Annotated in this window: 23 protein-coding genes; 16 read left to right on the forward strand and 7 right to left on the reverse strand. The window is 34.8% G+C overall.

Annotated features, from left to right (window positions below; translation table 11 throughout):
* Positions 1 to 26: 26 nt before the first annotated feature.
* The 5 genes from DL91_RS01800 to purC form a co-directional block, all read right to left on the reverse strand.
* Positions 27 to 824 (reverse strand): uroporphyrinogen-III synthase, encoded by a 798-nt coding sequence (locus DL91_RS01800; protein ID WP_048189992.1) that lies wholly within the window; start codon positions 822 to 824, stop codon positions 27 to 29.
* On the reverse strand, positions 821 to 1,558 hold the full coding sequence (gene cobA / locus DL91_RS01805) for a uroporphyrinogen-III C-methyltransferase (RefSeq protein WP_048189993.1): 738 nt from the start codon (positions 1,556 to 1,558) through the stop codon (positions 821 to 823). The genes DL91_RS01800 and cobA overlap by 4 nt, the downstream gene beginning before the upstream one ends.
* A 145-nt stretch (positions 1,559 to 1,703) precedes the next feature.
* Positions 1,704 to 2,354 carry a phosphoribosylformylglycinamidine synthase subunit PurQ gene (purQ, locus tag DL91_RS01810; RefSeq protein WP_048189994.1) on the reverse strand — a complete coding sequence of 217 codons (651 nt, stop codon included), beginning with the start codon at positions 2,352 to 2,354 and terminating at the stop codon, positions 1,704 to 1,706.
* Between the two features lie 3 nt (positions 2,355 to 2,357).
* Positions 2,358 to 2,612, reverse strand: a complete 255-nt coding sequence (gene purS, locus DL91_RS01815) for a phosphoribosylformylglycinamidine synthase subunit PurS (protein WP_048189995.1) — start codon at positions 2,610 to 2,612, stop codon at positions 2,358 to 2,360.
* A 125-nt stretch (positions 2,613 to 2,737) separates the two neighbouring features.
* Positions 2,738 to 3,484: a phosphoribosylaminoimidazolesuccinocarboxamide synthase gene (gene purC / locus DL91_RS01820; protein ID WP_081882566.1), complete on the reverse strand. Its 747-nt coding sequence runs from the start codon at positions 3,482 to 3,484 to the stop codon at positions 2,738 to 2,740.
* A 617-nt stretch (positions 3,485 to 4,101) separates the two neighbouring features.
* Between purC and DL91_RS01825 the strand changes: the two genes are divergently transcribed.
* From DL91_RS01825 to DL91_RS01870, 11 genes are all read left to right on the forward strand, one after another.
* Positions 4,102 to 5,886 carry an FAD-binding protein gene (locus tag DL91_RS01825; RefSeq protein ID WP_197050577.1) on the forward strand — a complete coding sequence of 595 codons (1,785 nt, stop codon included), beginning with the start codon at positions 4,102 to 4,104 and terminating at the stop codon, positions 5,884 to 5,886.
* A complete protein-coding gene (locus DL91_RS01830) occupies positions 5,886 to 6,662 on the forward strand; it encodes a succinate dehydrogenase/fumarate reductase iron-sulfur subunit (RefSeq protein ID WP_048189997.1) in 777 nt (258 codons plus the stop codon). The genes DL91_RS01825 and DL91_RS01830 overlap by 1 nt, the downstream gene beginning before the upstream one ends.
* A gap of 2 nt (positions 6,663 to 6,664) precedes the next feature.
* On the forward strand, positions 6,665 to 8,056 hold the full coding sequence (locus DL91_RS01835) for an aspartate ammonia-lyase (protein ID WP_048189998.1): 1,392 nt from the start codon (positions 6,665 to 6,667) through the stop codon (positions 8,054 to 8,056).
* Positions 8,057 to 8,086: 30 nt separating this feature from the next.
* Complete coding sequence (locus DL91_RS12605; protein WP_052374015.1) at positions 8,087 to 8,806, forward strand: rubredoxin; 720 nt, start codon at positions 8,087 to 8,089, stop codon at positions 8,804 to 8,806.
* Positions 8,793 to 9,338: an alpha-hydroxy-acid oxidizing protein gene (locus DL91_RS12610; RefSeq protein ID WP_052374017.1), complete on the forward strand. Its 546-nt coding sequence runs from the start codon at positions 8,793 to 8,795 to the stop codon at positions 9,336 to 9,338. The genes DL91_RS12605 and DL91_RS12610 overlap by 14 nt, the downstream gene beginning before the upstream one ends.
* 364 nt (positions 9,339 to 9,702) lie before the next feature.
* Entirely contained in the window at positions 9,703 to 11,478 is a 1,776-nt protein-coding gene (gene glmS / locus DL91_RS01845; RefSeq protein ID WP_048189999.1) for a glutamine--fructose-6-phosphate transaminase (isomerizing), read from the forward strand.
* A gap of 264 nt (positions 11,479 to 11,742) precedes the next feature.
* Entirely contained in the window at positions 11,743 to 12,042 is a 300-nt protein-coding gene (locus DL91_RS01850; protein WP_048190000.1) for a hypothetical protein, read from the forward strand.
* 192 nt (positions 12,043 to 12,234) lie between these two features.
* Positions 12,235 to 12,807: a helix-turn-helix domain-containing protein gene (locus tag DL91_RS01855; protein ID WP_048190001.1), complete on the forward strand. Its 573-nt coding sequence runs from the start codon at positions 12,235 to 12,237 to the stop codon at positions 12,805 to 12,807.
* Positions 12,808 to 12,881: 74 nt separating this feature from the next.
* A complete protein-coding gene (locus tag DL91_RS01860) occupies positions 12,882 to 13,313 on the forward strand; it encodes a thioesterase family protein (RefSeq protein ID WP_048190002.1) in 432 nt (143 codons plus the stop codon).
* A gap of 44 nt (positions 13,314 to 13,357) precedes the next feature.
* Entirely contained in the window at positions 13,358 to 15,016 is a 1,659-nt protein-coding gene (locus DL91_RS01865; RefSeq protein ID WP_048190003.1) for an AMP-binding protein, read from the forward strand.
* A gap of 148 nt (positions 15,017 to 15,164) precedes the next feature.
* Positions 15,165 to 17,672, forward strand: coding sequence for a DUF5814 domain-containing protein (locus DL91_RS01870; RefSeq protein WP_048190004.1), 2,508 nt, complete (start codon positions 15,165 to 15,167; stop codon positions 17,670 to 17,672).
* A 20-nt stretch (positions 17,673 to 17,692) separates the two neighbouring features.
* Here the strand turns inward: DL91_RS01870 and arfB are convergent, their stop codons facing one another.
* Entirely contained in the window at positions 17,693 to 18,391 is a 699-nt protein-coding gene (arfB, locus tag DL91_RS01875) for a 2-amino-5-formylamino-6-ribosylaminopyrimidin-4(3H)-one 5'-monophosphate deformylase (RefSeq protein WP_048190005.1), read from the reverse strand.
* A 59-nt stretch (positions 18,392 to 18,450) separates the two neighbouring features.
* Positions 18,451 to 18,927, reverse strand: a complete 477-nt coding sequence (locus DL91_RS01880) for a DUF1947 domain-containing protein (protein ID WP_048190006.1) — start codon at positions 18,925 to 18,927, stop codon at positions 18,451 to 18,453.
* A 141-nt stretch (positions 18,928 to 19,068) separates the two neighbouring features.
* On the opposite strand from DL91_RS01880, the gene DL91_RS01885 reads away from it, so the two are divergent.
* The 5 genes from DL91_RS01885 to DL91_RS01905 all read left to right on the forward strand — a co-directional run bounded on the left by DL91_RS01885 (position 19,069) and on the right by DL91_RS01905 (position 23,287).
* On the forward strand, positions 19,069 to 19,311 hold the full coding sequence (locus DL91_RS01885) for an LSm family protein (protein ID WP_156095884.1): 243 nt from the start codon (positions 19,069 to 19,071) through the stop codon (positions 19,309 to 19,311).
* Positions 19,312 to 19,372: 61 nt separating this feature from the next.
* The gene (locus DL91_RS01890) at positions 19,373 to 19,555 is read left to right on the forward strand and encodes a 50S ribosomal protein L37e (protein WP_048190007.1); all 183 of its coding nucleotides are present in this window, start codon (positions 19,373 to 19,375) and stop codon (positions 19,553 to 19,555) included.
* Positions 19,556 to 20,446 carry a toprim domain-containing protein gene (locus DL91_RS01895; protein WP_048190008.1) on the forward strand — a complete coding sequence of 297 codons (891 nt, stop codon included), beginning with the start codon at positions 19,556 to 19,558 and terminating at the stop codon, positions 20,444 to 20,446.
* 112 nt (positions 20,447 to 20,558) lie between these two features.
* Positions 20,559 to 21,959 carry an amidophosphoribosyltransferase gene (gene purF, locus DL91_RS01900; RefSeq protein ID WP_048190009.1) on the forward strand — a complete coding sequence of 467 codons (1,401 nt, stop codon included), beginning with the start codon at positions 20,559 to 20,561 and terminating at the stop codon, positions 21,957 to 21,959.
* A gap of 50 nt (positions 21,960 to 22,009) precedes the next feature.
* Positions 22,010 to 23,287 (forward strand): U32 family peptidase, encoded by a 1,278-nt coding sequence (locus tag DL91_RS01905; protein ID WP_369792044.1) that lies wholly within the window; start codon positions 22,010 to 22,012, stop codon positions 23,285 to 23,287.
* The last annotated feature ends 90 nt before the right edge of the window (positions 23,288 to 23,377 follow it).

Below are 23,377 nucleotides of genomic sequence, written 5' to 3' on the forward strand. Positions count from 1 at the left end.
TATTATACAATAACCATTAGTTTTCATCATTTTATTAATTCTATATAATTCATTAACTTTTCTAGCATAGCTTTAACAGTATATTCCTCAGGAATCAAAACAGGAATACCCTGTTCTAACAGGGGTCTGGCTGTAACAGGACCTATTGCAGCTACAGCAACATTCCCATTCCTAAACTTTTCGAGTAATCTCTCCTTATCCTCTTCCTTAGCAATTTCTAGCAAATTTTGCACGGTTAAAGTACTTGTAAATGTTATTGCATCAATTTTTCCGTTGATTATGTTTTTTATTAAATTTTCAACATTATCTTTATTTTCTGGAAGTTCGGATCTGTAGGCTTCGGCAATGAAAACATGCGCACCCATTTTTTCCAGTCCAGCTGGAAGTGAATCCCTTGCAGATAATGTTCTGGGAAGTCCTATAAGTTTATTATTGAGTTCTAATCCTTGATAAACCTCCAGAAGCCCTTCTGCAGTATAATCCTCTGGCACCATATCTACTTTTAAGCCCTTTTCTTCCAGGAATTTCCCAGTTCTGGGACCTATTACAGCTATCTTACAATCAGGATTCAGTCTCTCTTTAAGATCATTACAATGTTTGAATAATGATATAATTGCTGTTGGGGAAGTGAATATTAACCAGTCAAGCTTTCCTGCCATTTTACACAAGTTTTTTAGAGACTGGGAATTTGAAACTTGGAGTTCCAAAGTAGGTGCAACAAATGCCTTTCCACCATGAGCTTCAACAATGTTCACTGCTTCAGCAACCCTTTCAGCAGGACGTGTTATACCTATTACTTTCCCCTCAAATTCACTACCCTTCATTTACCTTCAACCTTTTCGAGTTTAGCCTTTTTAAGTAAAGATTCCTTAAAAACATCCACTACCTTACCTACAATTACCAATGCAGGAGTGTTTATACGATTCTGAGTGATATCTTCGAGTGTTCCTGTTATAATTCTCTGATCTGGAGATGTACCATTTTCAATAACGCAGACAGGAGTTTTTGGATCTTTGTACTTCATTATCTCCTTAGTGTTTTCTTCAAGCAGTCCAATACCCATAAGAATAATTATTGTATCTGCTTTAAAATCCCATTTAACCTGTTTATTAGGCTTTGTAGGGTCTTCATGTCCTGTAACTATTGTTAATGAAGTTGCAACACCTCTGTGTGTAACTGGAAGTCCTGAAGATGTTGGTACACCAATGGCAGAAGTGACTCCTGGAATGAATTCCACACATATCCCTTCTTCTAACAGAGCCAGCATTTCTTCTCCGCCCCTACCAAATACAAATGGATCTCCACCCTTTAATCTAACAACATTTTCGTGTTTTTTACCTTGATCAATGAGTATTTGGTTTATTTCGTCCTGTTTTTTGTAATGTTCTCCTGCTTTTTTACCTACATAAATGAGATCAGCATTTTCTGCATACTTTAAAATTTCATTATTTGCAAGTCTGTCGTAAATTACCACATTAGCTTTTTTTAGGGCCTTAACGGCTTTAAGAGTTATAAGGTCTGGATCTCCAGGTCCAGCACCAACCAAATATACTACCATGTTTTCACCTTGGATTTTTAAGTTTGATTATTTGAATCAAATAAATAATTAAATTAATTTTTAAGGGCATAATAACCTTAAAAAAAAATCATATACCCTCTTCTATTATAATCAATATGCTATAGTTTCATGAAATGGGATGGCTTCAATATTTAACCATTCCACTAAAGAATTTTAAACCGTCATCAGATCCTAAAATAGTTTCTGAAGCTCTTTCAGGATGGGGCATGACTGCACATACCAATCCCTCTTCATCACATACTCCTGTAATGGCTTCCATTGACCCGTTTGGATTTTCAGATTCAAATGAAAGTATTATCTGATCATTTTCATGTAGTTTTTTAAGATTTTCGGTATAGTAACGACCTTCAGCATGGGCTATTGGCATATTTATTACTTCGTTCTTTTTATACATACTTGTAAACGGTGTTCTGTTACTGTTAACCTTGAGTTCTGTCCATTTGCAAATGAATTTGGCATTCTGGTTTTCAGTAAAAACACCGGGCACCAGTCCAACCTCTGCAAGTATTTGGGCACCGTTACATATTCCAAGAACAGGTTTTTCCTCTTTAACACAGTCTTTAATGCCAGTTATCACAGGGGTGATTGCTGCTATGGCTCCTGCACGGAGATAATCTCCATAAGAAAATCCTCCAGGTATCACTATGGCTTCAAAGTCTGAAAGATCTCTCTTGCTCCACCAGATATATTCTGGTTTGGCCCCTGCAAGTTCAAGTGCATGGAAAACATCCCTATCACAGTTTGACCCAGGAAATCTTATTATCCCAACTTTCATCTTTTATTCCTCTTTTGGAGATATTTTAATGGTATAATCGTGGATCACAGGATTGCAGAGCAGTCTCTGGCACATTTCATCCACTTCTTTTTTAACAAGTTCCTGATCTGATCCTTCAATTGTAAACTTAATCATATCAACTGTAGCTGTATTTTCTACATTATAATCAAGTAAGGCCAGAGCTCTCTGTATAGTTGCTGCTTCAGGATTTAACATACCCTTTTTCAGACTAATTTTAACCTCTGCATCATATTTCATTGCATCACCATTTCTTTTTTTGGAATTAACTAATAAATTTAAATTCGTCTATTAAGATATCTGATCCCTAATTAAATATCTAAAAATATTTTTTTTTAGAATTATAATTCTTAAACTTTGTTTGTTTAAAGATTGATATTCCATTTTTCCTTATCTTCATTGCTGAGTATCATAGATGCGACCTTCATGTAGGCATCCATAACACCTGATTCACCCTTTCTAAACAAATCCTTATCAAGAACTTCCCATGTTTTTGAGTCCCAAAATCTGCATGTATCTGGACTAATCTCATCTCCCAGTACTATATTTCCCTGGAAATCAAAACCATATTCAATCTTAAAATCAGGGAATAGGATATCTCTCTCTAAGAGGAAATCCTTTAATACAGCGTTGATTTTAAGGGTAATATCTCTTATACCATCAAGTTCTTGCTGTGTTGCAAGACCTAAGGCAATTGTTATGGAATCGTTTAACATGGGGTCATGATATTCATCGTTTTTATAGTCCATCTGTATTACAGGGGGATTTAATTCCTGTTTATCGGTGAAAGGAAATTTTTTTATAAGGCTGCCTGCTGCTATATTTCGAGTTATAACCTCGAGGGGTATCATATCTAATTTTTTGCATAACATATAACCGGGTTTAATCAGTTCTATGTACTGTGTTTTAATTCCAGATTTTTCTAAAACTTCAAAAAACTTTGAAGAGATCACAGAATTATAAAAACCCTTTTTAACAAGGCTTTCACTTTTAATCCCGTCCCCGGCAGTTATATCATCTCTGAATTTAACTATAACCTGTGTTGGATTGTCTGTTTCGTACACGTCTTTTGCTTTACCAGCGTATATGAGATCTCCAATTTTTGAATTCATTTTAAACTCCATTAATTTCTTTAATATTTTTTTATAAAAACTATTCAATGAACAGAATGTTTACCATAATTTTTGCTTTCTGTTTTTACTAATTATTACTAGACACTTCTAATTGAAAAACACTCACTTTTAATTAGAGATAAGTCTGTAGGATTATATAAAAACTTCGTAGGAAAAACATATATTTGATAATTGGAGTTTTAACTTATGAATACAATCATAAATTGGATATAAAATCTTATTTTTCACTATTTTAATTTTTAAATAGATATATTGGATTAATAATTTATAAAAACATTTAATTACACTTAAATAATTTAATTAAATACATATCTGGTATTTAATACGACTATAATGTGCTATTGATTGTTAAATAAAGTTCACTTTCATATATCTGATTTTTGTGAAGTTAACCTTGAAGAATAAAAAATTCAAAAATTATTAATTCTCGAAATTACAAATTAAACGAATATAGAGTTTAAACATGGAGTTCCATTTAAAAAAACAATTTTCAATATATTAAAAATGTAATATGATACTAATAAGTCATGATTTAGTAAAATAGAATTGTATATCCATCAAAAAGTAATAAGGAGAATAAATTTAGATCTAATTATTTGGGAGGGGTTAACGTTATTGTAACTAAATCTTTAAACCATGATGATGCAAAGGAAAAGAGCGGTTCAAGCCCACAAGCAACCATTCATAGTCATGAAGTAATAATAATTGGTGGTGGATTAACTGGGCTCAGGGCAGCTATCCAAATAGCAGATGCAGGGCTCAATGGAGCTATTATTTCAAAGGTCCATCCTTTGAGATCCCACTCTGTTGCTGCTCAAGGAGGAATGAATGCTTCTCTTGGAAATGTTCCGGGAGAAGACGGTAAAAATGATAGCTGGGAAATGCATGCCTACGATACTGTCAAGGGATCAGATTATTTAGCAGATCAGGATGCAGTTGAACTAATGTGTCGTGAGGCAACTTCAACAGTGATAGAACTTGAACACATGGGAACGGTGTGGTCTAGACTGGAAAACGGAAAAATAGCTCAACGCCCATTTGGAGGGGCAGGATTTCCCAGAACTTGTTATGCTGCCGATCGTACTGGTCATAATGCTCTTAACACATTATATGAACAGTTATCTGATAGGGATATCCCAGTATATGAGGAATTTTTTGTAACATCACTGGTACAGGATAGGGGGAGATGTAATGGGTGCACGGCCATTGATATTAAGACAGGAACTGTACATGGATTTGTTTCAAAAGCAGTTCTTATGGCTACAGGCGGATTTGGAAGAATATTCAGCAGATCAACCAATGCCCTAATAAATACAGGAGATGGTCATACACTTGCACTAAATGCGGGTGTGCCTTTGAAAGATATGGAATTTGTACAGTTCCACCCTACAACCCTTTACGGTACCAATATTTTAATGAGTGAAGGGGCACGTGGTGAGGGAGGAATTCTTTTAAACAGTAATGGGGAGCGTTTCATGGAACATTATGCACCCAACTCATTGGATCTGGCACCTCGTGATGTTGTTGCAAGATCAATTGAAACTGAAATTAGAGAAGGAAGGGGATTTGATGGAGGTTATGTTAATTTAGATTTAACTCATTTAGGTGCGGATCGTATTATGGAACGGTTACCCGGGATACGACTGATAGCTATGGATTTTGCAGGAGTTGATCCAATCGATGATCCAGTTCCAGTTCAACCAGGCCAGCACTACTCAATGGGCGGAATAGACGTTGATATTAATGGAGCTACAATATTACCTGGATTGTATGCTGCTGGCGAATGTGCATGTATTAGTGTACATGGTGCAAACAGGTTAGGAGGTAATTCACTGCTTGAAACTGTAGTATATGGAAGATTGGTTGCTGATAAAATTATTGAAGATAATCCGATCCATCTAGAACCAGACATCGAACCTATAAAGTTGGCTATAATTGATATTGAAGACAAAATAGGCGATATAATGGATCGTAAGGATAATGGAAACTTTTTTCGGGTAAAAAATGCCATTACAGACATTATGTTTAATAAATTCGGAATATTTCGTGATTCTGATGGAATGGATGATGGACTTGTTGAGATTAAAAATTTACAGGAACAATTTTCTATGCTTTCTCCAATTAATAAGGAGAAACCTTTTAATCAGTCACTCATACAGTTTTTAGAAGTTGATGGTATGCTTAAATTAGCAGAAATTATCGCACTCAGTGCCATTGAACGAAAGGAAAGTCGTGGTTCTCATACTAGGATAGATCATCCTGAACGTGATGATGTCAACTTTCTTAAACACACAGTTTCAATTTTAAATGGTGAAGAAGTCGATATTACATATAAACCCGTTATTCTTGGAATGTTTGAACCAAAGGAGCGTGTTTACTAATGAAACTGAAGGTTTACAGATACCATGATGGAATGAAAGAACCTCGCTATGATACATTCAAACTAAAATCAGATCCTGGTATGACTGTATTGGGGGCTTTATTCCAATTTCAACAGCAATTTGATGATTCTATCGCATTTCACTATTCATGCAGGGGTGCTGTATGTGGAACATGTGCAATGCTAATAAATAAAGTGCCAAGGCTTGCATGCAGAACACAAGTAGCATCATTAATCAAGGGTGAACTCAAAATTCCATTATCACAATTCCCTGCTATTGAAGAAACTGTAAAATGGAATCCCGAAGAAGAAATTTTAGTTGAGCCACTTCCTAATTTTCCTGTAATCAGGGATCTAATAGTTGATACAACATCATTTTTTAATTACTATAAATTTGTGGAGCCTGTGTTTAAACCAGCTGACAAAACACCTGAAAAAGAAAGATTAATGGATCCATCAGCAATACCCGAATTAGAGTTATACACCAACTGTATATTATGTGGAGCATGTTTTGGGTCATGTCCAATAGATGGAAAGAATCCAGATTATTTGGGGCCTGCTGCACTTGCGAAACTATACAGATTCCACATCGATCCAAGGGAAAAAGAAGGAACAGACAGACTTGAACGTGCCAATATTCCGGAGGGATGGTGGGCATGTGAATTTTATGGAAATTGTCGCAGAGTATGCCCCAAAGGGGTTCCTCCTCTTATTGCAATTGCCAAGGCTCGAGAACAATTAAATGATATAAATGAGAAGAAAGAGGAGGAACCATAAATATGCGATTGGAAAAGGATTCATTGGGTGAAAAAGAGATCCCATCAGGGGTTTATTATGGTATTCAGACTTTACGTGCAGTGGAAAATTTTCCTGTAAGTGGCAGGACTGAAAGAACCGAATTGATTCATGCGTATGTAACAGTTAAAAAAGCAGCCGCTATCACCAACATGAAACTTGGTTCCCTTGATAATACAAGGGGAGAGGCGATTTTAAAAGCTGCAGATGATGTACTTCATGGTAAATTTGCAGATCAATTTCCTGTTGATCTTTACCAAGCAGGAGCTGGCACTTCATTCAACATGAATATAAACGAAGTACTTGCCAACAGGGCACTAGAAATTTTAAACAGAAATAAAGGTGAATATGATTATTTAAGCCCCAACGATCATGTAAATGCATCCCAATCAAGTAACGATACATTTCCCACAGCATCTCATATTGCAATTATAAAAGAATCTGACAAACTTTACAAGACCCTCATCAATTTGGGCGGTTCATTTAAATCGAAAGGTAAAAAACTTTCAGATACTCCTAAATCAGGACGCACTCATCTTATGGATGCTATGCCTGTAACATTAGGTGATGAATTCATAGCCTATGGCAATGCAATTATTCGTGCATCAAAGGAAATACATGAAAAGAGGAATAATCTGCTTGAAGTAGCAATAGGAGGTACTGCTACAGGAACTGGGGTTAATACACCAGTTTTTTATAGGGATAATGTGGTTAAGAAACTTGCTGAACTAACATCACTCGATCTTATCCCTGCCAATGACAGTCTAGAAGCTTTACAAAGTAGATCGCTGATTTCGAATTTTTCTGGAGCTCTAAGAGAACTTGCACATGATTTAATTAGAATATCGAATGATCTGCGGTTAATGGGATCAGGACCAACTTCAGGATTTGCTGAGATAAATTTACCTCCGGTTCAACCCGGATCGTCTATAATGCCTGGAAAATTCAACCCAGTAATGGCAGAATGTCTCAATATGATTTCATTTCAGATTATAGGAAATGATACGGCAGTATCTTTAGCTGCCCAGGCAGGACAGTTTGAACTGAATGTAATGACTCCTGTAATGACTTCCAATATTTTGGATTCAATTTCATTTCTAAATAATTATTTACCTATATTCCAGACAAGGTGTGTTGAAGGAATTACCGCTAATAAAGATAGATTAAAAACTATTGCTGAAATGAATCCAAGTTTTGCAACTGTTCTTTCGCCAAAGATTGGATATATTAAGGCAGCAGAACTTGTTAAGCAAGCAATGGACAGTAAAAAATCTATCAGAGACATTGTGGTGACCAGAGGTATTCTTTCAGAAGAGGAAGCAGACGAACTTTTAGATTTAAAAACCATCTCAAAAAATTTATACACCAAAGAATGAACACTCAATTAAGATAGAGGTTAGTTAAAAATGAAATATATCTGCACTTATTGTAACATTTATGCATATGATGAGGATAAGGGAGATCCTGAAACAAATCTTGAACCAGGTACTAGTTTGGATGAATTCCCTGATTCATGGCTGTGTCCTGTATGTGGAATGCCCAAAGAATACCTGCAAGAAGTGCGCGATGATATTTTTTCGCTTAAAATGACCGCATACAACGAAACACAACATGAATCAAAAGATCTGAATTATTACCGTTCCATAGCCCGTAAAATGCTTACAGGTATCTGTGGTGAATTCTCAGTTTGTGATGGACAGCCCGATAGAATATGTACTGGACAGAAATTTGGAGCACCCATAGGTTTTGGAGGTGCTGGCCAAGGAAAGACTTTTGAAGCAAATTACAATACTCTTCAGGATTACAAACTTAAAATGTGTGTTATCAAGGCACATCATGAACCAGAAATCTCAGTTCCAATATTTGGGAAGAAAATAGCCCTACCTGTTATGGGTGCCAGTCTTTCTGGAGTTAAAAGTAGTATGAATGATGTTGTACCCGAAGATGCATTTTACAGGGGTCTTTTAAAGGGTGCGATGTCTTCAGGTTCAATAGGTTTAGTTGGAAATACACCACACAGTCCTGATGACCTGGGAGTTAATATTGTAGGTGAAAATAAAGGATGGGGTATACCAATATTCAAACCACAATCACAGGAACGACTCATCCATTATGCATTTAGCTGAAAAACTGAATGTAATTGCTGTAGGTGTTGATCTTGAAGGTGCAGGTTCCACAACATGGACTAGTTCCAAAAAACCTGTTTACAGAAAAAGTGAAAATGATCTCATAGAACTGGTTGATTCAACTGAAAAACCTGTAATATTCAAGGGAGTAATGAGTAAGGAAGATGCAGTCAAAGTTCTAGATTCGGGTGCTGGTGCATGTTACGTATCTAATCATGGAGGTAGAGTACTCGATGGTGGCCAGGGAATGGCGGAAGTGCTTCCAGAGATTGCAAATGAAATTTCTGGAAAGATCCCAATACTGGCTGATGGGGCTGTTAGAACGGGATATGATGTTCTCAAAGTTCTGGCATTAGGTGCTGATGTTGCACTGATAGGTAGGCCTATAGCAAGGTTATCGCTAGCAGGAGGAGAGGTAGCTGTGAAAATGTATTATAAATATGTTAAAGATGATCTTCGAAGGGCAATGATATTAACTGGATGTAATGACCTTAAAGATGCAAATATGAGTATTATAACAAGATCTCATTAATTACCATAATTACAAATAAATTTCATACATCAGGCATGATTTAATTTAAAATAATAAACAGGAATTGTTCAATTATTTAAAATATCTTTATTTGGAAAAACTTATCAAAATATTGCATTTACAATTTTTTCTGATATTATTAACTGAAATTTTTTAAAGATTCCTTTTAGGCATAAATTGGATATGATAATTTTATATAGATGTTGAAGGTTCATAGTAGTAAATACTATTATTATAAAAAAAGAGAATTCAAATTTACGTTTAAATTTTATCATAAATTAAATAATTTTAGATGGAATATAAAATATTTAATTATTAAAATTGATCAATAAATTTTTTTGGAAAGAAATCTCTCGGTGAAATCATGTGTGGAATTGTAGCATGTATAATTAATGACGAAGCAGCGCCAGTACTTTTAGAGTGCGTTCGAAGGTTAGAATACAGAGGATATGATTCTGTTGGGCTAGCAACGCTTTCTGGAGATATATATATCAAAAAAGGCGAAGGTAAAATAGATGATGTCCAGAAAAGGTTGGATTTAACAGATATTCCGGGTAATATGGGAATAGCTCATGTTAGGTGGGCAACTCACGGACTTCCCACAGGAATAAATGCCCATCCACAAACAGATTGTAAAAAAAGGATAGCTGTAGTTCATAATGGGATAATTGAAAATTATAAAGAATTGAAGGCTAATCTTGAAGATGAAGGTCATATATTCGCTTCAGAAACAGATACTGAAGTTTTATCACATTTAATAGAAAAGTACATGGAAATGGGAAATGGTTTGGAAGTTGCAACTAGATTAGCAACAAAGGATATTAAAGGATCCTATGCAATTGCAGTGATTTCTGCCGATGAACCAAACAAAATAATAGGCGTTAGAAAAGAAAGTCCGTTAATAGTGGGTGTGGGAGAAAAAGAATCCTTTATAGCATCAGATGTTCCTGCAATACTGGAACACACTAAAAATGTTATTTACCTAAATGATAACGAAATGGTTATATTGCGCCCTGACGGTGTTGTAATAAAGGATATGGATGGAAATATCCTTGATAATAAAGTAAATATAATTGATTGGTCTTCCGACATGGCAGAAAAAGGTGGATTCAAACATTTCATGCTGAAAGAAATACATGAACAGCCGGATGTTGTTAAAAATACGCTTATGGAATTTTCAGAGATTGAGAAAGTTGTTGGTAAGTTTTCTAAATTCAAAAGAATATGTTTTGTTGCTTGTGGAACATCATTCCATGCATCCCTAGTTGGAAAATATTTATTTGAAACATTATTGGGAATTCCTACAGATGTTTTGCTATCATCGGAATTTTTATTCTCAGAAGGGGCCCTTGACAAAAATACACTGGTGATATTAATAACCCAATCTGGAGAAACTGCAGACACTTTGAAAGCTCTGAAAATAGCGAATAAAAAATCAGAAACCCTTGCAATAGTCAATGTTCTTGGAAGCACAGCTACAAGAGAAGCTAATCATGTTATTTATACTAGAGCCGGACCAGAAATAGGTGTTGCTGCCACTAAAACATATGTAAGTCAATTAGTTTCAATTTATATGCTTGTTAGTGCTATGAGTGGTAATGATAAACTTTTAGCAGAGCTTCAAAAGGTTCCAGACTATATGAAACAGGCACTTGAAAATGAAGACCATATTATTGAGATAGCTAAGAAATATAAAGATGCAAGTGATTTCTTTTTCATTGGAAGGGGATTTTCCTATCCTACTGCACTGGAAGGTGCATTAAAACTTAAAGAAATAACATATATACATGGTGAAGGTTATGCTGCAGGTGAGCTTAAACATGGGCCATTAGCACTTATTGATGATAATGTGCCTGTTTTAGCAGTTGTACCTCCTGGTGAAAGCCACGATAAAACTTTAAGCAATATAGAAGAAGTAAAAGCAAGAGGTGCCCAGGTAATTGCTGTTGGTTCTTCAAAGGATGAGGTATTAAAATCTGAATCACATGACATCATGGGATTTGATGGAGATATAAGTGAAATGTTATCTCCAATACCCTATGTAGTGCCATTGCAACTCCTATCCTACTATATCAGTGTTGAAAGGGGAATAGATCCAGATAAACCAAAAAACCTTGCTAAATGTGTAACAGTAGAGTAAAACTTGGATTTAATTACTTTAAATATATTTTTTTTATTCTTTTCATTTATTGGATTGGGAAATAAGTTTTTTCAGTATTATTTCATATTCTGCCTAGTTGCATACAGATTAGTAAGGATATAAATGTTTTGAATAATATAACCAATATGAAGATCAGTCACGGATTACTTAGGTTGTCCAAAGATAATTTTAACCAAATTTGTTAATTAAAAATCAAAAATATTTGAAAAATAGTATTTAAATCAAATTTTATGGTAGATTAAAATGAATCCAAAGAAATCAGGAACTTTGTTTATAGTGTTGATGATAGCACTAATTGCATTTGGAACTGCTTCAGCTGCGAATGTGGCAAATGTGGGAACTAACTTATTTGATGGTTTAACCATATCAAATTTGAGTTTGACCAGTTTGAGCGGACAAGAGCAGATCACAGCTATTGGAGATCCTTCATTTGAACCTGTTTATGTTACAAAGAGGATTGTATACAATATAACCAATGAAACTCCTGTTACTCCTATAAATAATACAAATAATAGTTCTTTATCAACAAATTCCGGTAATTAATCCATTATATTAACACTAGACTGGAACAACTCTTTTTTTCTTTGAGATTTTCGAAACTCAGTTTTATAAATGTCTAAGAATGTTTAACATAAAAAAAGATATTAAGAACATTCAAATAAAAAGGTTTGAAACATAATTTAAGTATTTATAATTATAATACATTATAAACGTGGATGTTAAAAAGGTGATTTAATGTCAGATAATCAAGTAGGAGAAAAAATACGTCAGTTAAGAGAGAGTAAAAATATTTCAATCGAAGAACTTGCAGAGAAAAGTCAGATCAGTGTAGATCTGGTTGAAAAACTCGAAGGTAATGCAGTAATACCATCACTATCTCCATTATTAAAGATTGCGAAGGTTTTGGATGTGCGTTTAGGCACATTTTTAGACGACGCCCCACAAACAGGCCCGGTTGTTGTTAAATCAGGTAAATCAGAAAATGTAATGAGATTTTCTGGTAAAAATAGTAATCTTAAGGACAGTACACTGGATTTTTACTCACTTGCATCTGGAAAAACCGACAGACATATGGAACCATTCTTAATTGATGTACACCCACCAGAAACAGAAGATTATCAATTATCTTCACACGAAGGTGAAGAGTTCATTTTTGTTATGAACGGTGAAATAGAAGTTCTTTATGGTAAAGAGACCTACCGGGTTTCTGAAGGGGATAGTATCTACTACGATTCTGTTGTGCCGCATGATTTACATGCACATGGCGGTGACGCTAAAATTTTGGCTGTTGTATACACTCCTATTTAAAGAATAAACAGTTATTAAATGAATTTGACTTTAACAGAAATATAAAAATAATAAAATATTTAAAGAGGCTTTAAATGTATAAGACAGTTGTTACACCAAGATTTGGTGATATTGATGGACTTCGTCATGTTAATAATACAGTACTTGCAATATGGTTTGAACAAGCCAGAAATCCAATATTCAGAATGTTTACACCTGATTTGGATCTGAGCTATGAGAACTGGAAACTCATAATGGTGAGAACAGAATTCGATTTTCTAAGTGAAATGTATTATGGGGAAGATGTGGAGATAAGGACATACATCCTAAAAATAGGAAATAGTTCATTTACAATGGGACACGAAGCCTGGCAAAATGGAAATCTCAGGGTCAAGGGAGAAGCAGTGTTAGTACATTTCGATTTTATAGAGAAAAAAAGTGTACCTATCCCAGAATCGATCAGGTCACAGTTAAATGAACATTTGATGATAGAAGATGCATGTAAAATATTTGATGATAATAAATAAATCAGATATTTACAATAATTATTAATGATTTGGGGGTTGGAGACATGCTTTTTACAGAAGATACCATAGGCGATCTGTTTGAAAAAGAGGTTAAAAATCATCCTGATAGGGATTTTATAATTTATCCTGATAGGGATCTTAGATTTACATATAAAGATTTTGATGAACGTGTCAACATGTTTGCCAAGGGCCTTTTGTCATTAGGCATAACTAAAGGAGATCATGTAGGCATATGGGCTAAAAACGTGCCAGACTGGCTCACTTTTATGTTTGCAACAGCCAAGATAGGAGTTGTTCTTGTTACTGTTAACACTGCATACAAAGGTCATGAACTTGAATATGTACTTGAACAGTCGGATATGAAAGCTCTGGCAATTATAGATGGATATCAAGATGTTGATTACATAAATATTATGTATGAATTAGTTCCAGAACTCAAAACTCAGGAGAGAGGAAGTCTTAAAAGCAAAAAATTTCCATTTTTAGAACATGTAATCTATATCGGCCAGGAAAAACATAGAGGTATGTATAACACAAATGAATTAATGCTTTTGGGTAAGCATACAGATGATTCTAAACTTCTAAAGGTTAAAAAAACAGTGAGCAATAATGATGCCGTGAATATGCAGTACACTTCAGGTACCACGGGATTCCCTAAGGGGGTAATGTTGACCCACAGAAATATCCTCAACAATGGATATTATATTGGTGAAAGACAAAAATTCACAGGAGAAGACAGATTATGTATCACGGTGCCATTATTCCATTGTTTTGGTATTGTATTAGCAGTCATGGCTATAATAACCCATGGGGCTACTGTGGTAATGATTGAACTCTTTGACCCGTTAATGGTACTTGCCGCAGTGCAAAAGGAAAAATGCACAGCCCTGTATGGAGTACCAACCATGTTTATTGCAGAATTCAGCCACCCAATGTTCGATATGTTTGACCTCTCATCACTGCGTACAGGGATCATGGCAGGTTCACCATGTCCAATCGAAGCAATGAAGAAAGTTGTTAAAGATATGAATATGACACAGATAACTAGTGTTTACGGACTAACAGAAGGTTCACCGGGTTTTACTCAGACCAGTGTAGATGACCCTTTGGAGAAACGTGTGGAAACAGTGGGAAAACCACTGCCCAACTGTGAGGTTAAAATTGTAGACCCTGAAACAGGTGAAACACTCGTACCAAACATGACGGGTGAAATATGTTGTAAAGGTTACAATGTAATGAAAGGATACTATAAAATGCCAGAAAAAACTAAAGAAGTTATTGATGAAGATGGATGGCTTCACAGTGGAGATCTGGCCACTTGCGACGATGAAGGATATTACTCTATTGTTGGACGGATCAAAGACATGATCATCAGAGGTGGGGAAAACATATACCCTCGTGAAATAGAGGAGTTCATTCACACAATTGATGGGGTAATGGATGTACAAGTAGTGGGCATACCCGATGAAAAGTATGGGGAAATCATTGGTGCATTTGTAATAAAAGAAAAGGAGGCACAGTTAACTGCAGAAGATATCAGAGATTATGCTGTAAACAAAATTGCACGTTACAAGGTACCTAAACATATTTTCTTCGTAGATGAGTTCCCACTCACTGCAAGTGGTAAGATTCAAAAGTTTAAATTAAGGGATCAGGCAGTTGAGTTAATAAAAATGGGAAATGAAACCGAAGATAATGTTTGATGAATAAATGAGGAATAAATAGAGATTAATTCATCCTTAAATTTATCAATATTTTTTTTCATTTTTTAACTAAAGACTTTTATTTGATTGATCATATTAGTTCTAAACTAATTTTATTTATAGAATATATAGGGATACAGATAAAAAGATGATAATTTTAAGGAAAAACAAGAAGATATTGGAAATGTTTCCAATTGGCAGTGCCAAAGGTGCTATTAACACCAGGAGACAGCCTTTATTCTATGGTTATCTAAAGCTCAAAAGAACAGGAGATAAGGTAAGACCATATAAATTCATTGTAAAAAAGGATTCTGAAAATGAAACATTACTTCCACCTAGCGAAGCAATTAAAATTTTAAGAAAACAGAATGTCTATATTATTGGGGAGGATCCTGAAACCGAGGAAATGTTAGATTCTCTGGATATACCATTTAAAAGAACTCTTATGTGTAGACACTGTACTTTTGAAGGTTTTATAACATTAATACGAAGAGATTCTTCATATCATTATCATAACGAGTACATATGTAGAAAATGTGCCGAAGAAGAGATTAAAAGAGAAATGAAATCCCGTTCTTTTGACATGAGCACATTTAAGAATTTCAAAAGAATCTTGGATGAAACTGGTGACCTTAAATTGGTTTTAACCATGTTCGATCCAAGATTTAACCCAGTAAAAAATCCTAATTTAACACTGTACGATAGAATCAGCACAGGAGATAATAAAGATATTCCTAAGGTGAATATGGACGACCTTAAAATACCTACAGAGCTTAAAAAAATATTAAAGGGTCATGGAAAATATTTATTACCAGTTCAGGCGCTTACCTTGGATAATGGACTTCTTGAAGGTGAAAATCTCCTAGTTGTATCTGCAACAGCCAGTGGAAAAACTTTGATTGGGGAGCTTGCAGGAGTACCAAAGGCAATGAATGGTGAAAAATTTATATTCCTAACGCCTCTTGTGGCACTTGCAAACCAGAAATACAGGGATTTTAAGAAGAAATACAAAAAACTCGGCCTGAAAGTATCCATAAGGGTAGGAATGAGCAGGATAAATGCTAAAGAGGAACTTTCAATACATGATGAGCGTGTTAATGATGCAGAAATTGTAGTTGGGACCTATGAAGGTCTTGATTTCCTTTTGAGATCAGGAAAATCATCTGAACTTGGAAAACTTGGCACAGTTGTTGTTGACGAAATACATATGCTTGATGATGAGGAAAGGGGACCTAGATTAAAGGGTTTGATTAAAAGGTTACAGACACTTTTTCCAGATTTGCAAATAATAGGATTGTCTGCAACAATTAAAAATCAGCGTGAAATAGCAGATGACTTCAAAATGAAACTGGTTGAATATGATAGGCGTCCTGTACCGCTTGAGAGGCACCTTATCTTCGCAAGATCTGAGTATGATAAGGAGGATCTCATGTCAAAACTTGCAAGACAGGAATACAAGAATATATCTGCAAAGGGGTTTAAGGGTCAGACCATTATATTCACAAATTCCCGGAGAAAAACACATTCAATATCAGATTATCTGGTAAAAAGAGGTGTTAAAGCGGCAGCATATCATGCAGGATTATCTTATGCCAAGAAAAATAGAATTGAAAAGGATTTTTTGAAGCAAGAAATGTCAACTGTGGTGACAACGGCTGCACTTGCTGCAGGGGTTGATTTCCCAGCATCTCAGGTTATATTTGAAACATTAACCATGGGAAATAAATGGTTAACACCCAATGAGTTTTCACAGATGCTCGGTAGAGCAGGTAGGCCATCTTATCACGACTTGGGTAAAGTTTATCTGATCCCTGAGATAGGATTGAAGTATGATGATGAAACAGAGGATATGCGTGCAGTTGCACTATTAGAAAGTGATGTTGAACCTATAAATGTCCACCACACAGAAGATGCGGTTGTGGAACAAGTTCTTTCTGATCTATGTTCTGGAACTGCAAGAAACATTAACACTCTCAAAATATCGTACAAAAATGAGGATATTCCAATGGATATAGATCAGACTTGTAATCTGTTATTGGAATATGGATTGGCAGTGGAAAAAAAGGGCAGTATACTACCAACTAAATATGGACGTGCAGTTTCAATGTCCTTTTTGAATTACAACGATGCAGATTATATCAAAAAAAGCATAACATCTGCAAAGCCTACTAGGCCACTCGATATTGCAATGGGTTTACAACCGTTTGAAAATGCTTATTTATCTTCACGTGTTAGCCAAAAACTTGCACAGGCATTAAAAGCAAATATATCTTCAAGGTTATTTGCAGACTCAACACTGGATATACTGAGTTCGGGAGATGCAATTTCAAAGCTTGAACCTAAATTTCAGGAATTATTAATCAATTTACAAATGGAATTTATGGCTTGCAGATGCAAGGACAGGCCTTTTTGCAACTGTTTCCAGGAAGAACTGTCAACGAAGATGTTGAAGTATAGAATGTTGAAGTATGATCCTGCAGATATCAGTAAAAAACTTTTAAAAGATTATGGAATACATGCATATGCTGGTGATATATTCTCATGGTTGGATTCAGTAATAAGAGCTCTTGAGTCGGTTAGAAGAATTTCAAATTCTTTTAATAAGGTTAAATTGGTTAATGAATGTAATCAACTGATTAAAAAGATAGAAAATTAATTTAATTATGGGGAATACTTTTATTCATCTCCCACAATTTCTTCTATATCATGGATTACATCCACTATTGCAGTTTCAAGCATTGATTCACCTAGATTCATATCAACACATACACCTAAATTTTCAACCTCTCGGGCACATTTATCAATACCACTATCTATTTTTCTAGCTTCTTCTAGGCCAACCATTCCCACTTCAGGATATTTATCGAATTCACAGTGTTCATCAAGTTTTGATGCATCTAAAAATCCTAGAAGGGCTGCAATAGAAATTTCACCAGTTCCTGCATGCGGACCTTCAATTTCAACGATCTTATTATTGAAAACAATTTTAAGCTCTGATTTTTCTTGAATAGTTTCAATAAATTCTTTAACTGGATTGTTACCTCCATGACCATTTACAAGAACAACCCAATCAAGATCAAGACATTTTTTTGCGGATTTAAGTGTTGGTATAAGTTGTTTTTCCACCAATACCTCGGGTTCTAAATGCTTTCCATGATCAATGAATGGATATTCTGTGGCAGCGTATAGAACACCTAGGAACTTAGCACCTGTGATTAATGAAGCCTGGAGTGCAATATAAGAGGCTATTTTGGAGTCTGTATCGATGGGAAGGGCAGCGCCATGATTTTCAAGATGAGATCCTATTGCAAGAATCCCAACCCTGTGAACATATGGGGATTTTACATTTCCTGATTCGTATCTTAGTTCTGCTATTTTAACACCTCAAATTTTTTTTATTCAAATCATGTACACGATTATGGAAAATCTGGGTTTTATATTGTTAAATCCCATATTTCATCTCCTATATGATGTATACTTTTCACTGCTTTGCCAGAGGTATTTTCAACCATTTCAGGACCAGATATAAGACTTCTACCAGTTGCAAGAGGTTTTCCGTGTGTTTCTTCTATTATAATAACCAAGTCTCCTTCTTTTATATTTGGATCAGCATCTGTAATTCCGGGAGACATAATATCTGCTCCCTTAACAACAAATTTAACAGCTCCCATATCCACCACAACGTACCTTGACTTGATATCCAGTTCCAAAGCACCCTTGAGTGTTGGGAAAGGTTCTCCATCTATCATCATGATCATGGGATTACCATCTATCAATATGATGTCATCCATATCTGTTTCAATGATCTCAACTTTGCTTTTGGGTTTTAATATGGTTGAATACTCCCCAAGCGTTATTTTTACTTCTTTAAGCATTTTCTTTTTAAGATGGTATCTTTTCCTTATCTTCAATTTACAACACACCTTACTCTAGGTAATCTTTTTTAATCTTTAATTTAAACATTAATAGCAATATTAATATTATATTATTTAAAAACGGATACATTTAAATATAAACTGAACCAACAATGAAGTTATAGGAAAGGTGATATTGTGACTGTACAGAAGAATTTGAATACTTCAAGACCCTTAGATGTATTGGGTAAATCATTAAACTCCCAAGTATTGATAGAACTCAAAGGTGGAAGAGAGTTCAGGGGACTTTTAAAAAGTTTTGACATGCATATGAATTTAGTATTGAACGAAGCCGAAGAATTAGAAGGCGGAGAGACATCAAAAAGGTTAGGAATCGTCCTCATAAGAGGGGACAATATAGTTTATATATCTCCAGTATAGAATAACTAATCCTACTACAACTCGACTGAAATATTTTTAAAGATCACGGAGGATACAGATAATGAAAGGAACACCATCATTTGGTAAGCGTAACAAAAAAACCCATATTAGATGCAGGCGTTGTGGTAAAAACTCGTACAACGCACGTAAAAAATACTGCGCAGCATGTGGATTCGGAAGATCTGCTAAGATCAGAACTTACAACTGGCAGAATAAGAAGCTTAACGGTTTAAGGTTGACGTAAATGGATGCGATAAATCCCATTGATGTTAGGATAATTGTGGAAGGTGCTTCAGATGTGGAGATAGTTTCCAGGGCAATGCAGAACATAGCCCTTGGTGCTGAATACCATATCACCATTTCATCCATAATTCCAACAACCAACCCTGAAATAGCAAAAAAGGCAGTTCAGGGTGCGGATATTGTATTAATTGCTACTGATGTTGATGCACCAGGAAGGGAATTAGCAGAAAAGTTCAAAAAATGTCTCAAAGATCAAGTTGGACATGTTGAACGTATGAAATTTCCCTTTGGTCATGATGTGGAGTACATGGATCCTTCAATCATAAGGAAGGAGATAAAAAATGCCATCATCAGGACAGGTCTCACATCAATTGCTAATATACATAAATTCAGAGAACTTGAGGATCTATTAGTAGAATCAAGGGAGAATTTAGTAGAATTAACTAAGGAAAAAAAGGATCTGGAAATTGAAAACCAGAATCTAGGCTCCTTAAATAAAGAATTATCAGATTCAAATGAAAAGCTGGCTGATAAACTTAACATAGTTCAAGATGATTTAAGAAATGCCAAAAATAGGCATGCTGATATTAAAAACAAATATCAGTTCATAAAGTCCAAACAGCTATTTGAAAGATTTTCACTTAGTGAACTTTGGAAAGAATCGTTTGATGAGGAACTTAATGATAAAGAACAAATTTATTTTATTTCTAATGAATTTAAACCTGAAAATATAATTATAGGTCAAGATTACATAGCAGCCGCTACTAAAGAGGATGCTAAAGAATGGTTAAAGATAATAAGGGCGGTTCTAATTTTTTACGATTCTAAGATCGAAGATCTTAAAGAAGAATTCACAGATGAAAAATTTAATCCAAACTTGCTAAAGGAATAATTAAATATTAACGAAATGTCTATAAATCTGATTTTCAGCTTAAAAATATTTATAAATGATTTATTAAGATATCTTAGAAATTATTATCTTATAATATCAGGGAGATTTTCAATTGAGGGATAAATGTGGTATTGTAGGGGTATATTCTTGTAAACCGTCTGTTAATGTTTCACGCCAGATATATTATGGACTTTATGCTTTGCAGCATAGAGGACAAGAATCAGCAGGCATATCTACTTATAATGGCGAGGAAATATCCACATTTCGTGGAATGGGCTTGGTATGTGATGTTTTCAACAATGGAAACATGGAAGGAATAGACGGTCATGTTGGTATAGGACATGTTAGATATTCAACTACGGGCAAATCAAAAATAGAAAATTCTCAACCATTTTTCACTGAATTTGATTCAGGAACAATTGCAATTGCCCACAATGGGGATATAATCAATTCAATGAAACTGAAAGGTGAATTGGAAAAATTGGGATATGCTTTTGAATCATCAACAGATTCTGAAGTAATATGTCATCTCTTAACAGAGGAATATTCTAAAACTTCTGAAATGGTTGAGGCGATAAGAAACGTTACAAAAATTCTTATTGGTTCTTATTCTCTTGTAATACTTGTAAATAATGATCTGTTTGTTGTTAGAGATCCAAGCGGGATAAAACCTCTTTCCATGGGTAAGATAGAAGATTTAACTTTGGTTGCTTCAGAAACTGTTGCTTTTGATGTTGTAGGGGCCAAATATGTTCGTGATATTGAACCTGGTGAAATACTTCATATTGGTGAAGAATTAAAAAGTTATAAGTTGCCTGATGATCAGAAACCTCGAAGGGCGCACTGTATGTTTGAATATGTTTATTTTGCACGTCCTGACAGCATATTGGACGGAAGATCTGTTTATAACGTTAGATTAAATATTGGAAAGGCACTTTCACATGAGTTCCCTGCTGATGCAGATGTTGTAATGCCTGTACCTGACTCTGCAATAACTGCTGCAATTGGTTACTCTCGAGAATCAGGACTTGGTTACGGTGAAGGACTTATTAAAAACCGTTATGTTGGAAGAACATTTATCATGCCGACTCAGGAAGAACGTGAAACTTCTGTTAGACTTAAAATGAATCCTATAAAGTCTGAACTTGAAGGTAAAAGTATAGTACTCGTTGATGATAGTATAGTTAGGGGAACAACCTCAAAATCCCTTGTTAAAGTGTTAAGAGAAGCGGGTGCTAAAGAAATACATCTGCGTGTGGGTTGTCCTCCAATTATGTATCCATGTTATTATGGAATAGCAATGGCAACAAAAAAAGAGCTCATAGCTTCTGATAAAGAAGTTGAAGAGATAAGAAAAATATTAGGTGTTGATTCATTAGGTTATCTCAGTTTGGAGTCTCTTATTGAGTGTATTGGGATAGAAAATGGCAACTTATGTGTCGGATGTCTTAATGGAGAATATCCAACTTCTCTACCTGAGGATATAGCAGAGTATGAGGCAAATCGCTGTTAAATTAAATTTATGTCGTAAAATTCATTATTTTTTTTTATTGATTAATACTGGTGATAAAAATCGTTGAACTACTCTCACCTGCAGGAGACATAACAGCATTGAATTCTGCAATTAAAAATGGGGCAGACTCTGTTTACATAGGTATCCAAGGATACAATATGAGAGCTACAGTGTCAAACTTTTCAATTCAAGATCTGAAATATGCTGTAAAACAATGCCATGATTCTGGAGTTAAACTCTATGTATGTACCAACACAATCATGAAAGAAAGGGATTTAATAGAACTGAGAAATTTAATGCCATTAATTAAATCTTCAGGTGTAGATGCAGTGATAGTATCAGATCTGGGTGCTTTGAATATTGCAAGAGAAAATAATTTAAATGTCCACATGAGTGTACAGGCAAATCTGTCAAACAGCGAAGCATTAAATGTGCTTCAAGAACTAGGTGTATCGCGTGTTGTACTTTCAAGGGAAATGACCCTTAAAGAGATTAAAGAAATTGCAGATAATACAAAAATGGATATAGAAGTCTTTGTGCACGGATCAATGTGCGTTGCAATTTCAGGTAGATGTTTTTTAAGTTCTCATCTCTACAATAAAAGTGCAAATTGTGGAAAATGTCTTCAGCCATGCAGAAAGGACTGGAAAATTGTTTCTGAAGATGGGGAAGAATTTATAATTGATAATGAGCTCGAATCCAATTTTCAAGAACAGAAATCCGAATACGAACATACTTCTGAAGATTTTAAAAATGAAAAAACCCATATATTAAGTACTAAGGATCTATGCATGGTGGATCACATACCCGAACTTATTGATGCAGGAGTGGAAGCTTTTAAGATAGAAGGAAGAGCCAAACCTGCTGATTACGTTAGCACAGTAACAAGGGTTTACAAGGATGCAATTAACATAAATGAATCTGGAAATTGGAACTCTGAAGAACGGCAAATAAAAACTCATAAATGGAAATTAGAGCTTAAAAAAGTTTTCAATAGGGGATTTGATACGGGATTTTTCTTTAAGATCCCAAATGAAACCAGTAGCTCCAACCAAGCAACATATATCAAAAAAGATTCAGGAATGGTTGTTAATTATTATCAGAAAGTTAATGCAGCAGAGATCAGATTGTGGGAAGATCTTGAAGTTGGGGATGAAATAATAATTCAAGGTAAAACAACAGGTTCGATCACATTGAAAGTTGGTTCTATGCAAGTGAATGGTGAAAATATTCTTAAAGCATCTAAAGGTCAAAATGTAGCTATCTTTGTTGAAGAAAAAGTTCGTCCAAACGATAACGTTTATAAAAGACTTAAAAAGGATGAATAATTCGTATAACCAAGTTTTTTTAGATTTTAAAAATAAAAAGGGTTAAGAAATTTAAAAAAAGTTTTGGAATCATTTTTTAATCTCAAGAAT

The organism is Methanobacterium sp. SMA-27 (assembly GCF_000744455.1).
In the GTDB taxonomy this organism is placed as follows: Archaea; Methanobacteriota; Methanobacteria; order Methanobacteriales; family Methanobacteriaceae; genus Methanobacterium_B.